Raw genomic sequence first — 14,431 nt, 5'->3', positions numbered from 1 at the left:
GTGATGATCGTATGTTGCCGAGGTCAGAACGCAGAAGCGCCGAACGGCTACCGCCGGCGCTCCCCTTATCGGTGATAGCTCGAGGACGGCCTTGGACTGGCAGACACTTCTTATCCGCGAACGGCTGGGCAAACCCCTGCACAGCCCGGATGAACTGGGGCGCAGCCCCTTTCACAAGGACCACGATCGCATCATCTTTTCCGGCGCCTTCCGCCGGCTGGGGCGCAAGACCCAGGTTCATCCCGTCACCAGCAACGATCACATCCACACCCGCCTGACCCACAGCCTGGAGGTCAGCTGCGTCGGCCGCTCCCTGGGCATGCGCGTGGGCGAGAGTCTGAGGGGCGCCCTGCCCGAGTGGTGCGATCCGAGCGATCTCGGCATGGTGGTGCAATCCGCCTGCCTGGCCCACGATATTGGCAATCCGCCTTTCGGCCACTCCGGCGAAGACGCCATCCGCTACTGGTTCACCCAGGCCGCCGGCCGCGGCTGGCTGGACGACATGAGCGAGGCGGAGCGTCAGGACTTCCTGCATTTCGAAGGCAACGCCCAGGGCTTCCGGGTGCTGACCCAGCTCGAATACCACCAGTTCGACGGCGGCACCCGTCTGACCTACGCCACCCTCGGCACCTACCTCAAGTATCCCTGGACCTCGCGCTATGCCGCGGCGCCTGGCTACAAGAAGCACAAGTTCGGCTGCTACCAGAGCGAGCTGCCGCTGCTGGAGCAGATCGCCGAGAAGCTCGAGCTGCCGCTGCTGGGTCCGGAGCGCTGGGCCCGGCATCCGCTGGTCTACCTCATGGAAGCCGCCGACGACATCTGCTACGGCCTGATCGATCTGGAAGACGGCCTGGAGATGGAGTTGCTGGACTATGCCGAGGTCGAGGCCCTGCTGCTGGGCCTGGTCGGCGACGACCTGCCGGAAACCTATCGCCAGCTCGGCCCCAAGGATTCGCGGCGGCGCAAGCTGGCCATCCTGCGCGGCAAGGCCATCGAGCACCTGACCAACGCCACCGCCCGCGCCTTCGTCGACCAGCAGGACGCCCTGCTCGCCGGCACCCTGGGCGATGACCTGGTCGAGCACATGGCCGGTCCGGCCAAGCTCTGCGTGCAGCGCGCCAAGGCCCTGGCCCGGGAAAAGATCTTCCACGACAAGCGCAAGACCCTGCACGAGATCGGCGCCTACACCACCCTGGAAATCCTGCTCAATGCCTTTTGCGGCGCCGCCCTGGAACAGCACCGCGGACGCGAGCCTTCGTTCAAGAGCCGCCGCATCCTCGACCTGCTGGGCAACAGCGCGCCCGATCCGTCCTGGACGCTGCACCAGGCCTTCATGCGGGTGATCGATTTCATCGCCGGCATGACCGACAGCTACGCCACCGCCATGGCGGCCGAGATGACCGGGCGTTCGAACCCGGTCTAAGGAGCGCCACGATGGCCACCGCACCCCGCACGCGCAAGGGCCCAGGCAGTCGCTGGCTGGCCGCCCAGGGCTGGAAGGCCTTTCCCTTTCAGCGCGAGGTGGCCAAGGCCATCGCCGCCGGCGAATCCGGCCTGCTGCACGCCACCACGGGTTCGGGCAAGACCTACGCCGTCTGGCTGGCCGCCCTGGACGCCTTCGTCGCGCCCAAGCCGATCACCGCCAAGGGCCTGCCCAGCAAGCGCAAGCAGGCGCCACCGCCGCTCACCGTGCTCTGGCTGACGCCTATGCGCGCCCTGGCGGCGGATACCCTGCGCGCCCTGGAGCGACCGGTACTCGAGGAAGAACTGGAGTGGACCCTGGGCCTGCGCACCGGCGACACCGGCAGCAGCGAGCGTGCGCGGCAGAATCGGCGCCTGCCGACGGCGCTGGTCACCACCCCCGAAAGCCTGTCGCTGCTGCTGTCCCGCGAAGACGCCCAGGAGGCCCTGGGCCAGGTTCGGCTGGTGGTCATCGATGAGTGGCACGAATTACTCGGCAACAAGCGTGGCACCCAGACGCAACTGGCCCTGGCCCGCCTGCGCCGCTGGAATCCCGGATTGCAGACCTGGGGCCTGTCGGCCACCCTCGGCAACCAGGCCCATGCGCTGGATGTGCTGCTGGCCGGCGCCCCGGGCCATCTCGTCCAGGGGCGCCAGGACAAGCGCCTGCAGGTGGATACGCTGCTGCCCGAAGGCGGCGTCGAGCGCTTCGCCTGGGCCGGGCACCTGGGCATGCGCCTGCTGCAGCAGGTGATCCGCGAATTGGAGGACAGCCCCACCACCCTGGTCTTCACCAACACCCGCGCCCAGACCGAACTCTGGTACCAGGCCCTGCTGCAGGCGCGCCCGGACTGGGCCGGCCTGATCGCCCTGCACCATGGCTCCATCGAGAAACAGGCCCGTGAGTGGGTGGAAGGCGGTCTCAAGAATGGTCAGCTCAAGGCGGTGATCTGCACCTCCAGCCTCGACCTCGGGGTGGACTTCCTGCCGGTGGAGCGGGTGCTGCAGATCGGCTCGCCCAAGAGCATCGCCCGCCTGCTGCAGCGCGCCGGCCGCAGCGGCCATGCCCCGGGCCGTGCCTCGCGTGCCACCCTGGTACCCACCTACAGCCTCGACCTACTGGATGCGGCGGCCACCCGCCGCGCCATCACCGCGGGCGAGATCGAAGCGCGCACCGCCCCGGTCAAGCCCCTGGATGTCCTGGTGCAGCACCTGGTGACCGTCGCTCTGGGCGGCGGCTTCGAGCCGGATGACCTGCTGCCGGAGATCCGCAGCGCCTGGGCCTATCGCGACCTCAGCGAGGGCGAGTGGATCTGGGCCCTGGCCTTCGTGCGCAACGGCGGCGCCTCGCTGTCGGCCTACCCGGACTATCGCCGCGCCGAGCCCGACGCCGAGGGCATCTGGCGCGTCCCCGACAAGCAGTTGGCCAAGCGGCATCGACTGGGCATCGGCACCATCGTCAGCGAGACCAGCCTCAATGTGCAGTTCTGGTCCAAGGGCGGCGGTGGCAATCGGCTGGGCAACATCGAAGAAGGCTTCATCGCCCGCCTGCGGCCCGGCGATCACTTTCTCTTCGCCGGGCGCACCCTGGAGCTGGTGCGGGTGGAAAACATGACGGTGTACGTGCGCCGCGCCACGGGGCGCAAGGCCGCCATACCGCGCTGGAGCGGCAGTCGCATGCCGCTTTCGGACACCCTGGCCAAGCACGTCCTGGCGCTGCTGGAAGATGCAGAGGCGCAGCGCTACGAAAGCCCGGAGATGCGCCTGCTGCAACCGCTGCTGGACGTGCAGCGCCAGTGGTCGGCGCTACCGAGCGCCCACTACCTGCTCGCCGAGACGCTGGAATCCCGCGAAGGCTCGCACCTGTTCCTCTACCCCTTCGCCGGCCGTCACGCCCATCTGGGGCTGGCCAGCCTGCTGGCCTGGCGGCTGGCGCAGCGGCGGCCCTGCACCTTTTCCATCGCCGTCAACGACTACGGCCTGGAGCTGGTCTCGCCGGTCAGCCTGGACTGGCAGGCGCTGCTCGATGCCAGTCTCTTCACCACCGACAACCTGGTCAGCGACACCCTGGCCAGCCTCAATGCCGCCGAACTCGCCCAGCGCCGCTTTCGCGAGATCGCGCGTATCTCCGGGCTGATCTTTTCCGGCTATCCGGGGGCGCACAAGAGCAATCGCCAGCTACAGGCCAGCAGCAGCCTCTTCTACCAGGTGTTTCGCCAATACGATCCGGACAACCTGCTGCTCGGCCAGGCCCAGACCGAGGTCCTGCGTCAGGAGCTCGATGCCGATCGCCTGCAGCAGACGCTGGTCCGCACCGGCGCCCTGCCGCTGCGCCTGGTGGTCCTGGACCATCCCTCACCCTTCGCCCTGCCGCTCATGGTCGAGCGGTTGCGCGAGAGTCTGAGTTCCGAAAAGCTGGCCGACCGCATAACCCGCCTGGTCGGCGATCTGGAGCGCGAAGCCGGGCCGGACGAGCGGGCGCGCGCCTTCGACCCCGAGTCCCTGGTGCAGCCCAGCCACGACAGCGATCTGACCCCGCGGCGCGGCGCTAGCCAGCGGCGTCCTCGCGTACAGAAATCCGGTCGTCCTCGATAACGATCCGCCCCTGGCGATAGAGATGGCCGATGGCCTTCTTGAAGTTGCCCTTGCTGACACCAAACAGCTGATGGATCAGCGCCGGCGGACTGCTGTCGCTGAGTTCCAGAACCCCACCGCGTGCCTTGGCCAGGCCGATGATCTGTTCGGCGAGATCGCTTCCGGCGGCAGCTCCCTGGGGCTGTAGGGTCAGGCTGATCTTGCCGTCCGCCCGCACCTCGCGAATGAAGCCCCGCTCCCGCTGCCCCAGGCGCAGCGGCTTGAAGGCCTCGTTGCGATGCACCAGGCCCCAGTGCTTGTTGTCGACGATCACCTTGTAGCCCAGGTCGGTCCGCTCGACCACCAGCAGGGGGACCGGCTGACCTACCTTGTAGCGTGGCGGTTCACGATCCAGGTAGCGATCCAGGCGCGCGGTGGCAACGATCCGCCGGGTCCGGGCATCCAGGTGCACATGCACCACGCAATGATCGCCCACCTGCAGCGGACGCTTTTCCTCCGAATGCGGCAGCAGCAGGTCCTTGGGCAGGCCCCAGTCGAGGAAGATCCCCACCCGGCCGACCTCCACCACGCGCAGACTGGCGAAGCCGCCGACCTGCACCTTCGGCTTCTCGGTGGTGGCGATCAGGCGGTCTTCGCTGTCCAGGTAGAGGAAGACGTTGAGCCAGTCGCCCTCGGCGCAGGGTTCGTCGCGAGGCGCATAGCGGCGCGGCAGCAGCACCTCGCCGTCATTGCCGGCATCCAGGAACAGACCGATGGGGGTGTTGCGCAAAATCTGCAAGCTGTTGAAGCGACCCAGCAAGGCCATGAGTGGAGACTCCTGTAGAAAGCGGTGCATTTTACCGCCATCAGCAGAGTCACCGCTTGGTCGCGATCCTTCGTCGCTGAACGGTCGCGAGGCGTGGCTGGCAGCCGAGTGGGTATGAATCTCGACCCGATCGGCCTTGACCACACCGCTCGCCACGCTGCCGTGCGGGAGACCTGACCAGGCTGTTTGAGGTGAAACGCCTCACGGCAGGTGGAGGCGGCGGTCGTCTTGAAGGCGATGCCTGGAGATCGCTTTGGCTCGCCTCAGGCGAGCGTCCGGCTCAGGCAGTAAGGCAGTCGTCTGCGAGGGGAATCTCGATGAACAGACCCACGGTGTCAGCCTCGACCCGCATGGCGGCCACCACCGCATTCAGCAAGAACGGATTGGTCGCCTGTTCGTTGGTCACGATACGCTGGGTCAGCTTGATCGACTGGTGGGCGTGGTAGACGGCTACGAGAATTTCATTGAGGTTCAGGCGACGGAGCTCGACCCGGTATCCGGCGAGTCCGTGGCCCAAGGCGCGTCCTGCGCTTTCAAGCCCATTTTTCACAGTAAGTCCTTGGACCGTTGCGGTCCGGGGTAATGATTCGAACGGAATAATAGCACCAGGCCATTATCCTTATTGCGCAGGCCATCACCGTTTCGCTACCACTTGCCGAAGAGACTGAACGCGCCCATGAACCTGCGCCTGCCGGGTGCTGCCCAGCGCTTCGCGCGGCGCCCCTTTCGTGCCCGGGAAACGATTCAGCACGGTGCCTTTGCCACAATCGACCGGTCCCGGTGCCAGAGCGCGCCACGCCTCCCCCTTTCAACCGCCGTTCGCCCGCTTCAGCCCGCACTTCGACCATGGTCGGTAAAGTCAACATCGAGCTGCTCAAAGGTCTTGTTTTGCGCAAGCCAGTCTGAGACCATCCTTCGCTGTCAGGTGAGGCTGTCTCCACGGAGCGGCTGACCTGTCGAGAACCTGGAGTACATCAGGGCCAGCTTTCGCGGCATGGGTTTCTCCTCGTTTCAAAACTGTCGTCCTTCGCGGACAACAACGTCATCTTATTCAAGGAGAAATCCATGTCTACTCGCCAAACTGGCACCGTCAAGTGGTTCAACGACGAGAAAGGCTTCGGCTTCATCACCCCCCAGAGCGGCCCGGACGTGTTCGTTCACTACCGTTCCATTCAGGGCAACGGCTTCAAGAGCCTGCAAGAAGGCCAGGCTGTTTCCTTCCTGGTCGTGCAAGGCCAGAAAGGCCTGCAGGCCGATGAGGTGCAGGTGATCTAATCACCCGCCTTCTCGAAAAAGCCCAACCCTCGGTTGGGCTTTTTTTTGCGCGGACGTTGGCCCCGCCAGCCTCTGCTATCGCCACTTAGGGATGAGGTGCGTCTCGTGAAAACCTTCGCTGCCCTGCTCTGCCTGCTCCTGCTCGCCGGTTGCGCCGCCTTTCCCGGCGATGAACTCTCTTCCCAGCCGTTCCGCGTGCCCCTGAGCGAGCAACCGCAGCGGCCCAAGGTGCTGGTGGAATTCAACTTCTATCGCGGCACTGTCGAGGACGCCAAGGACGCGACGTCGATCGCCGTCGCCCGCGAAGGCCTGAAGCCCCGGCTGCGCGAGGTCCTGGAACGCTCCAATCTGTTCGACCGCATCACCCTGGTGCCGGAGCCCGGCAGGCCCGACGACGCCCTGCTGCGCCTCAAGCTCTACAACAGCACCTCCTACGCCGCCGCCATCGCCAGTGGCCTGATTACCGGGGCCACCTTCTTTCTCGTCCCGGGTACCGCCAAGGACGACTATGTGCTGACCGCCGAATGGATCGCACCCGGTAGCGGTCCGTCCACCCGGGTGCGCAATGCCAGTTCGGTACGCACCTGGATGGGGGTCTGGTTCCTGCCCCTGGCCGCCAGCCATCAGGCCGGGACCGCCATCGAGGAAACCTTCGCCCGCCAGCTCGGCGACGCCCTGCGCCAGCTGCAGAGCGCCGGCGCCTTCGCCGACCACTCCTCGCCCCAGGGGAACGGCGAAACGCCTGCACCGGTCACACCTTGACCGGCAATCACGTAGACGAGGATCCCATGGCCGAAGAAAAGCGCAAAGCCGACGAACGCGAACTGCCCAAGGACGAAAAGCCCCTGCGCACCGAACACGCCAAGACCGACGACGGGCGCAATCCCCCTTCGCCCAACAGTCCGGACCGCACCAAGGACGCCACGGGCTACAACTGATCCCGACCTTTCCGGAAACGACCGCCACGGCGGTCGTTTCTTTATCTGCGCCCTGCCCCGCGGGGTTGGCTCGCCCCTCCCTCCTTACTGCATAATGCCCACACTCCGACGTCTATCGGCCCCTTTTCTCTTCAACTAGGCCGGTACCCTGCCAAGGTGTGTGTCCCGATGCGAAAGACCTTCCGATCTCTGGGCCTGCTGCTGAGCTGCTGCGCCCTGGGCTTTTCCCTGCCCGTCAGTGCCGATACCTCCTACCTGCCGCCGCGAATCGAAAAGGCGATGCAGACCAACAAGATCCCCGGCAGCGACCTGTCGCTGGTGATGCTGCCCCTCGATGGCCCGGGCGAGAACGACTACTACAACGCCGACGTCTCGGTGAATCCGGCGTCGACCATGAAGCTGATCACCACCTTTGCCGCCCTGGAACTGCTGGGTCCCACCTACCAGTGGAAGACCGAGTTCTATACCGACGGCACCCTCAAGGACGGCATCCTCAACGGCAACCTCTATCTCAAGGGCGGTGGCGATCCCAAGCTGAACATGGAGCGGCTGTGGCTGCTCATGCGTGACCTGCGCGCCAACGGCGTCCTGGAAGTCACCGGTGACCTGGTACTGGATCGCGGTCGCTTCGTGAAGCCCAATCTGCCGGCCTTCAACGACGACGGCGAAGACGAGAACAAGACCTTCCTGGTCGGTCCGGATTCGCTGCTGGTCAATCTCAAGTCGGTGCGCATGGTGGTGCGCTCGGCCGATGGCCGGGTCAGCGTCTCCATGGATCCGCCGCTGACCAACGTCAACATCGACAACCAGATGCGCGCCACCGGCAAGAGCGGTTGCCCGGCCTGGCCGGAGGTGCGCTTCAATCCGGTGCCCCAGGCGGATGGCAGTACCAGCCTGGTGGTCAGTGGCCAGCTGCCGGACGGCTGCAACGCCCAGAGCTATCTGTCGCTGCTCGACCACCCGGCCTATACCGCCGGCGCGGTGCGGGCCATCTGGCAGGAACTGGGCGGCAGCATCAAGGGCCGTACCCGCGAGGGCAGCGTGCCGCGCAATGCCGAGGTGCTGGCGCGGGCCTTCTCGCCCGATGTGGTCGAGATCATTCGCGACATCAACAAGTACAGCAACAACACCATGGCCCAGCAGCTGTTCCTCTCCATCGGGGCGCAATTCCGCACCTCGGCGGATGCGGACGACAGCAAGGCGGCGCTGCGGGTCATCCGCTCGTGGCTGGCGCGCAAGGGCATCAATGCCAGTCACCTGATCATGGAGAACGGCTCGGGGCTGTCGCGCACCGAACGGGTCAGTGCCCGGGAGATGGCCGAGATCCTGCGCGCCGCCTGGCAGAGTCCCTACGGCCCGGAGTTCATCTCTTCGCTGCCGCTGGCGGGCATGGACGGCACCCTGCGCAAGCGCATGAAGAATTCGCCGCTCACCGGTCAGGCGCACATGAAGACCGGCACCCTGAACAACGTACGGGCCCTGGCGGGCTTTGTCCGGGATGCCAATGCGCGCAACTGGGTGGTGGTCGCCATCCTCAACAGCAGCCGCCCCTGGGGCGCTTCGTCGATCCTCGACGAGGTGGTGCTGGACCTCTATCTGCGCAGCCGCCAGGACGGCGCGGTCGCCAACTGACGCGCAAAACAAAACCGGCGTCTGCTCACGCAGACGCCGGTTTTGTTTACAGCACTCGGCAAGGCAGGCCGGAAAGCCGACGTTACCGCGCTGCACCGCATTGGGCAAGAACTTTGTCCAACGCACCTTTGTGGGGCATTTTCAGGCGGCCGTAAGGGCCTAGATCATGCCCAGCAGCAGCAGTACCAGCAGGACGACCAGAATGGCGCCCACGATGCCGGACGGGCCATAGCCCCAGCTGCGCGAATGCGGAAATACCGGAAGTCCGCCGATGAGCAGGACCAGCAGCACCAGAACCAGGATGGTCGAGAGAGTCATCTGCCATTCTCCATGAAGGCCAAGGGTCGACCGCCGCCGTAACAGGATGATACGAAGCGACGGGCTTATTCCATGGACCTGCGCCAGCGGCGGAAAATCCCGACGTCGTCAGCTAACCCTGCCCGCCCTCGCCGCCTCCCAGGTGCCAGCGCACAAAAAAGCCCGGATCAGGGATCCGGGCTTGGTCTTGTCGCAGCTGGCTGTCAGTGGGCCACAGCGCCACTGGCACCCAGGCCGGTCTGGGATCTCACGAACTGCGGATAGAAGCGTGCCCGCTCCTCTTCGGCAGCCGCCGACTTGTCGGTGATGGAGAAGAACCAGATGCCGATGAAGGCCACGGCGATGGAGAACAGCGCCGGGTATTCATAGGGGTAGATCGGCTTGGCATGACCGAGGATGGTCACCCAGATGGTCGGGCCGAGCACCATCAGGGCCACCGCGGTGATCAGGCCGAGCCAGCCACCGATCATGGCGCCCCGGGTGGTCAGACGCTTCCAGTACATCGAGAGCAGCAGGATGGGGAAGTTGCAGCTGGCCGCGATGGAGAAGGCCAGGCCCACCATGAAGGCGATGTTCTGCTTCTCGAAGAGGATGCCCAAGGCGATGGCGACCACACCCAGCGCCACGGTGGTCATCTTGGAAACGCGGATCTCGTCCTTCTCGTTGGCCTTGCCCTTCTTGATCACGCTGGCGTAGAGGTCGTGGGAGACCGCCGAGGCACCGGCCAGGGTCAGACCGGCGACCACCGCCAGGATGGTGGCGAAGGCCACCGCCGAGATGAAGCCGAGGAAGATGCTGCCGCCCACGGCGTTGGCCAGGTGCACCGCCGCCATGTTGTTGCCGCCCAGCAGGGCGCCGGCGGCGTCCTTGAAGGCCGGATTGGTGCTGACCAGCAGGATGGCGCCAAAGCCGATGATGAAGGTCAGGATGTAGAAGTAGCCGATGAAGCCGGTGGCGTAGAACACGCTCTTGCGCGCTTCCTTGGCGTCACTGACGGTGAAGAAGCGCATCAGGATGTGCGGCAGGCCGGCGGTGCCGAACATCAGCGCCAGACCCAGGGAGAAGGCCGAGATCGGATCCTTCACCAGGCCACCGGGGCTCATGATGGCTTCACCCTTGGGATGCACGGCGATGGCTTCGGCGAACAGGCGGTTAAAGTCGAAGCCGACGTGCTTCATCACCATGAAGGCCATGAAGCTGGCACCGGACAGCAGCAGCACGGCCTTGATGATCTGTACCCAGGTGGTGGCCAGCATGCCGCCGAAAAGGACGTAGAGCACCATGAGGATACCCACCAGCACCACGGCCAGGGTGTAGTCCAGGCCGAACAGCAGCTGGATCAGCTTGCCGGCACCGACCATCTGGGCGATCAGATAGAGGGCGACCACCACCAGCGAGCCGCAGGCGGACAGGGTCCGGATGTCCTTCTGCTTGAGGCGATAGGAGGCCACGTCGGCGAAGGTGTACTTGCCGAGGTTGCGCAGGCGCTCGGCGATCAGGAACAGGATGATCGGCCAGCCCACCAGGAAGCCGATGGAGTAGATCAGGCCGTCGTAGCCCGAGGTGAACACCAGGGCGGAAATACCCAGGAAGGAGGCGGCCGACATGTAGTCGCCGGCGATGGCCAGGCCGTTCTGGAACCCGGTGATGCGGCCACCGGCGGCGTAGTAGTCGGCGGCGGAGCGGTTACGCTTGGAAGCCCAGTAGGTGATGCCCAGGGTGGCGCCGACGAAGGCGACGAACATTAGGATGGCGGAGATGTTCAGCGGCTGGCGCTGGACCGCGCCGCTGATGGCATCGGCTGCCCACAGCGAAGGCGAGAGCGCCAGCAGCCCGGCAGCGAGGGAAAGACGTCTCATGGCTGCACCTCCCGGAGAATTTCCGCGTTGAGCCGATCGAACTCGCCATTGGCCCGGCGCACATAGATGCCGGTCAGGACGAAGGCCGAAAGGATCAGACCGACGCCCAGGGGGATGCCCCAGGTCATGGCGGTTTCCGCATGGATACGGGTCGCGAGAACCTTGGGCGCGAAGGCGATCAGGAGGATGAAGGCGGAATAGAGTCCGAGCATGATGGCGGAAAGCGTCCAGGCGAAGCGCCCGCGCTTGGTCACCAGTTCTTGGAAACGCGGACTGGCTTCAATCCGCCGGTAGGTGCTGTCATTCATTATTGTTGTTCCTTACAGCATGACGGGAGCGTCGAGCTCTACTCTAGGCCCGCCCGGTAAGGCTTCCAGACGACTTTAGTCGTACCCCTCCAGACCTCAGTAATCCCAGAGCCGACGCCAGCCCTGCAGCGGGTGGTGACCCTCGCCATCGAGCACCGAAACGCTTGCCGTCATCCCCGCGCTGAGGTGGATATCCGCGGGGACGTCCAGCAGTTCGATGCGCACCGGGATGCGCTGCGCCAGGCGCACCCAGTTGAACGTCGGCTCGACGTTGGCCAGCAGCTGGGTATCGCTGGCCGCGTTGCGATCGGTGATGCCGCTGCTGATGCTCGCCACCCGCCCCTGCAGGGGCGCCGCCTGGTTCATCAGGCGCACCCGTACCGCATCGCCGGGGTGGATGTGGGGAATCTTGGTCTCTTCGAAATAGGCCATGACGTAGAAGGAGCGGGTATCCACCAGGGCCATCACCGCCTGGCCGGTCTGCACATAGTTGCCCTCGGCGAATCTGAGGTTGGTGATCCGCCCTTCCCGCGGCGCCAGCACCCGGCTGCGATCCAGGTTGATCTGGGCCAGGTTCACATCGCTCAGGGCTTCCTGGTACTGGCTGCGGGCGACCGCCACGTTGACCTGGGCGGTCTCGCGATCCTCGGCGCTGATGGCGCTGGTGCCCAGCCGTTGGCGCCGGGCGGCCTCGCTCTCACGCAGGCGCAGCTGCTGCTGGCGCGTCTCGGCCACCGCCTTGGCATGGGCGAGGTTGGCCTGGTAGCGCTGCTGATCGATCTGCAGGAGCAGATCGCCGGGCTTCACCAGCTGGTTGTCCACCACCGCCAGGCGCGTCACCCAGCCCGATACGTCGGGCGCGACCACCACCACATCGGCGCGCACCCGCGCATCGCGCGTCCAGGGCGTATAGAGATAGAAGTGCCACAGCCAGGTGCCGGCCAGGATGGCGAGTAGTACCACGATCAGGGTTATCGCCACACGCAGGGTCTTGTGCATCGCCTTGTCGATCCTCTTGTTATGGGGCTCAGGTGGCCAGCACGGCCACGAGGCCGGCCAGCCACAGCACGAACAGCGCGCAACCGAACAGGGCGCTGTGCCAGAGATGGCGGCCCAGGCCACTGCGCTGCAGCAGCCACAGCGACAGCGCCGTCAGCAGCAGCGCCAGGACGCCATAGACGAACAGCGGCCCCAGGTAGACCCCGCCGATAGCCCATTCATGCAGATTCATCCGCGCCCTCCTCGGCTACCGCCTCTAGACAACAGCTGCGCCAGGTCTGCTGGAGCTGGCCGATGGCGCCGCGCGCCAATCGATGCGGCTCATCGTCCGGCGCCTGGTGCAGCGCCTGCCGCAGACGCTCTGCCGCCGCGTCCAGCGCGCCCGGCCGCAGGTTACCGAAGCCCACCTCCAGCTGGTCGGCGAAGCGGCCGAGAAAGGCGTCCCGCGCCCGGGCCACCTCGCCCTGGGCACCTGCCAGGCAGGCGCGCAGATGCAGCAGCTCGTTACCCAGGTCCAGCGCCAGCAGCCCCTGCTCCCAGCGCCCCCGCTCGCTGGCCGACAGCTGCTCGATATGTCGCGCCAGCAGCAGCAGGCGATCCGCCATGCGCCCGCCGAACCAGGTCTCGGCATTGGCCAGGGGGACCGTGGTCAGGCGCTGCAGGTCGTAGGTGGTGGCCTCGAGGATCCGGCGGCTGGTGCGCCGTGGCGTACGCAGGCTGATCAGCCGGAACATCAGCACGGCCGAACCGACGCCGATCAATAGACTCTGCAACTGGTTGAGCAAGGCGCCCATCTCCACCTGGCCGTGGTTGCTAGGCGAGACCAGCACCAGCAAATGGATGGCGAAGGCCGTCGCCGTCCCCACCACGCCCGGCGGTCCGGCCATTCCCAGGGCGGCAAAGAACAGCGGCACCCCCAGCACCAGGCACAGCAGCGGATAGCCGCTGATCTGCGGCAGCAGCACCTGGCTGACGAGAATCGCGACCGGCGCGGCATAGAGGATGCCCCGCAGGAAGCCGAGGCCGATGGTGGCGGCGTTGTCGCGATTGGCGAACAGGCTGCAGATGACCCCGGCCATGAGCATGGCACCCGGCGCCGAGGGCCAGGCGCTGGCCAGCCAGAAGACGCCCACGACCAGCAGCGCACAGGCGCTGCGCAGGCCGTAGAGCAGTGCCGTCTGCACATCGCGATGACGCGCCAGTGCCGAGGGCGCCACGGCGCTGAGCTGGGCCGTGTGGACGCTGTCCAGGGCGCGACCGGCCAGCAGGATCTTGTCCAGCAGGATGGCGAAACGGGCCAGCAGGTAGCGCTGATCGTTGTCCAGCTCCGGGGCGGTGCCCGCAGCCTCTCTCAGACGCTGCAGGAGGGCCTCCAGGGCAGACGCCTGGGGGTCGGCCAGGGTCGTGAGCAGTTCGTCGCGCCAGGGCTGCAGAGCGGCCCTTCTCGGCTCGTCCAGACCACGCCACTGCCGCATGGCACCACGGGCGGTGCGCAGCAGGCTGAGCAGATCCCGCGAGAGCAGGCGCAACGCCCTGGCGCGTTGCCGGCCGCGCTGACCTTCGAACCAGGCGTGGTCGCGCTGGGCATCCACCGCCACCACCTGGCCAAGCATGGCCAGCAGACCCTGGGTGGCATCCTGGGCCTCGGCCAGCTCCGCCCGCGCCGCAGCCACGCCCTGCTCCCAGGTGCGCCGCGCCTGGGCGGCCAGGTTCTGCTCCACGCGCTGTGGCCAGAACAGCGCGCTGACCGCCGAGGCCACGACGATACCCAGGCAGATCTCGGTGCAGCGAGCCACCGCCTGGTCGAACACGGTCAGCGGATGGGCAATGGCGGGCAGGCCGATGATGGCGACGGTATAGCCGGCCAGCACGAAGCCATAGGCGACATGGTTGCGCAGCAGGGTCGAGGCTGCCGTGCAGAGGGCCATCCAGCCGGCCAGGGCCAGGAGGAACAGCCAGGGCGTCTGGGCGAAGAAGCCCATGAGCACCACCGCCATGCAGGTGCCGGCAATGGTGCCGAGCAGGCGGAACAGGCCCTTGGCCAGCACCATGCCGGACAGCGGCTGGGAGACGATCATCACCGTCATGCAGGCCCAGACCGGTTGTTCGAGGCTGAAACGGAAGGCCAGCCAGAGCGCCAGTCCGGCGGCGAACAGGGTCTTGCCGGCAAAGAGGAGTGCCGCAGGCGTGGGTGCGAGAAAGACCGTCCAGGGTAGGCGCACGTCGGCTCTTGGTGTGCAG

At 66.2% G+C, this 14,431-nt stretch carries 14 protein-coding genes; 6 read left to right on the top strand and 8 right to left on the bottom strand.

Annotated elements, in window-relative coordinates; translation table 11 throughout:
* The first annotated feature begins 91 nt into the window (after window positions 1–91).
* Both DBY63_RS05250 and DBY63_RS05245 read left to right on the top strand, forming a co-directional pair.
* A complete protein-coding gene (locus DBY63_RS05250) occupies window positions 92–1,423 on the top strand; it encodes a deoxyguanosinetriphosphate triphosphohydrolase (protein WP_027596852.1) in 1,332 nt (443 codons plus the stop codon).
* An 11-nt stretch (window positions 1,424–1,434) separates the two neighbouring features.
* Window positions 1,435–4,056: a ligase-associated DNA damage response DEXH box helicase gene (locus DBY63_RS05245; protein WP_108581419.1), complete on the top strand. Its 2,622-nt coding sequence runs from the start codon at window positions 1,435–1,437 to the stop codon at window positions 4,054–4,056.
* On the opposite strand, the gene DBY63_RS05240 is transcribed toward DBY63_RS05245, so the two are convergent.
* Window positions 4,010–4,861 (bottom strand): S1-like domain-containing RNA-binding protein, encoded by an 852-nt coding sequence (locus tag DBY63_RS05240; RefSeq protein WP_007159087.1) that lies wholly within the window; start codon window positions 4,859–4,861, stop codon window positions 4,010–4,012. The two genes, DBY63_RS05245 and DBY63_RS05240, sit on opposite strands and share 47 nt — an antisense overlap.
* Window positions 4,862–5,141: 280 nt before the next feature.
* Window positions 5,142–5,378 (bottom strand): hypothetical protein, encoded by a 237-nt coding sequence (locus tag DBY63_RS05235; protein ID WP_007159088.1) that lies wholly within the window; start codon window positions 5,376–5,378, stop codon window positions 5,142–5,144.
* Between the two features lie 548 nt (window positions 5,379–5,926).
* Between DBY63_RS05235 and DBY63_RS05230 the strand changes: the two genes are divergently transcribed.
* The 4 genes from DBY63_RS05230 (at window position 5,927) to dacB (ending at window position 8,706) form a co-directional block, all read left to right on the top strand.
* Entirely contained in the window at window positions 5,927–6,136 is a 210-nt protein-coding gene (locus DBY63_RS05230; protein ID WP_007159089.1) for a cold-shock protein, read from the top strand.
* Between the two features lie 105 nt (window positions 6,137–6,241).
* Window positions 6,242–6,898: a hypothetical protein gene (locus DBY63_RS05225; protein WP_108581418.1), complete on the top strand. Its 657-nt coding sequence runs from the start codon at window positions 6,242–6,244 to the stop codon at window positions 6,896–6,898.
* A gap of 26 nt (window positions 6,899–6,924) precedes the next feature.
* Window positions 6,925–7,074, top strand: a complete 150-nt coding sequence (locus tag DBY63_RS24970) for a hypothetical protein (RefSeq protein ID WP_007159091.1) — start codon at window positions 6,925–6,927, stop codon at window positions 7,072–7,074.
* 168 nt (window positions 7,075–7,242) lie between these two features.
* Entirely contained in the window at window positions 7,243–8,706 is a 1,464-nt protein-coding gene (gene dacB, locus DBY63_RS05220) for a D-alanyl-D-alanine carboxypeptidase/D-alanyl-D-alanine-endopeptidase (protein WP_007159092.1), read from the top strand.
* A 159-nt stretch (window positions 8,707–8,865) separates the two neighbouring features.
* Here dacB and DBY63_RS05215 read toward each other — a convergent pair whose 3' ends face one another.
* The 6 genes from DBY63_RS05215 to DBY63_RS05190 form a co-directional block, all read right to left on the bottom strand.
* Window positions 8,866–9,024 carry a DUF3309 family protein gene (locus DBY63_RS05215; protein WP_007159093.1) on the bottom strand — a complete coding sequence of 53 codons (159 nt, stop codon included), beginning with the start codon at window positions 9,022–9,024 and terminating at the stop codon, window positions 8,866–8,868.
* 203 nt (window positions 9,025–9,227) lie between these two features.
* A complete protein-coding gene (locus tag DBY63_RS05210) occupies window positions 9,228–10,883 on the bottom strand; it encodes a cation acetate symporter (RefSeq protein ID WP_037007224.1) in 1,656 nt (551 codons plus the stop codon).
* Window positions 10,880–11,191 (bottom strand): DUF485 domain-containing protein, encoded by a 312-nt coding sequence (locus DBY63_RS05205; RefSeq protein ID WP_027602746.1) that lies wholly within the window; start codon window positions 11,189–11,191, stop codon window positions 10,880–10,882. The genes DBY63_RS05210 and DBY63_RS05205 overlap by 4 nt, the downstream gene beginning before the upstream one ends.
* Before the next feature lie 96 nt (window positions 11,192–11,287).
* The gene (locus tag DBY63_RS05200; protein WP_027596856.1) at window positions 11,288–12,190 is read right to left on the bottom strand and encodes an HlyD family secretion protein; all 903 of its coding nucleotides are present in this window, start codon (window positions 12,188–12,190) and stop codon (window positions 11,288–11,290) included.
* A gap of 28 nt (window positions 12,191–12,218) precedes the next feature.
* Window positions 12,219–12,422: a DUF1656 domain-containing protein gene (locus DBY63_RS05195; protein WP_042135685.1), complete on the bottom strand. Its 204-nt coding sequence runs from the start codon at window positions 12,420–12,422 to the stop codon at window positions 12,219–12,221.
* Complete coding sequence (locus DBY63_RS05190) at window positions 12,409–14,412, bottom strand: FUSC family protein (protein WP_044342721.1); 2,004 nt, start codon at window positions 14,410–14,412, stop codon at window positions 12,409–12,411. The genes DBY63_RS05195 and DBY63_RS05190 overlap by 14 nt, the downstream gene beginning before the upstream one ends.
* Window positions 14,413–14,431 lie beyond the last annotated feature (19 nt).

Source organism: Pseudomonas sp. RIT411, from assembly GCF_003057735.2.
Lineage (GTDB): Bacteria > Pseudomonadota > Gammaproteobacteria > Pseudomonadales > Pseudomonadaceae > Chryseomonas > Chryseomonas oryzihabitans.
This window is presented reverse-complemented; position numbering and strand designations above follow the sequence as displayed.

Coding starts and splice junctions, on each gene's coding strand:
- DBY63_RS05245 (WP_108581419.1), top strand. CDS start 1,435: ATGGCCACCGCACCCCGCACGCGCAAGGGCCCAGGCAGTCGCTGGCTG.
- DBY63_RS05240 (WP_007159087.1), bottom strand. CDS start 4,861: ATGGCCTTGCTGGGTCGCTTCAACAGCTTGCAGATTTTGCGCAACACC.
- DBY63_RS05230 (WP_007159089.1), top strand. CDS start 5,927: ATGTCTACTCGCCAAACTGGCACCGTCAAGTGGTTCAACGACGAGAAA.
- DBY63_RS24970 (WP_007159091.1), top strand. CDS start 6,925: ATGGCCGAAGAAAAGCGCAAAGCCGACGAACGCGAACTGCCCAAGGAC.
- dacB (WP_007159092.1), top strand. CDS start 7,243: ATGCGAAAGACCTTCCGATCTCTGGGCCTGCTGCTGAGCTGCTGCGCC.
- DBY63_RS05215 (WP_007159093.1), bottom strand. CDS start 9,024: ATGACTCTCTCGACCATCCTGGTTCTGGTGCTGCTGGTCCTGCTCATC.
- DBY63_RS05210 (WP_037007224.1), bottom strand. CDS start 10,883: ATGAGACGTCTTTCCCTCGCTGCCGGGCTGCTGGCGCTCTCGCCTTCG.
- DBY63_RS05205 (WP_027602746.1), bottom strand. CDS start 11,191: ATGAATGACAGCACCTACCGGCGGATTGAAGCCAGTCCGCGTTTCCAA.
- DBY63_RS05200 (WP_027596856.1), bottom strand. CDS start 12,190: ATGCACAAGACCCTGCGTGTGGCGATAACCCTGATCGTGGTACTACTC.
- DBY63_RS05195 (WP_042135685.1), bottom strand. CDS start 12,422: ATGAATCTGCATGAATGGGCTATCGGCGGGGTCTACCTGGGGCCGCTG.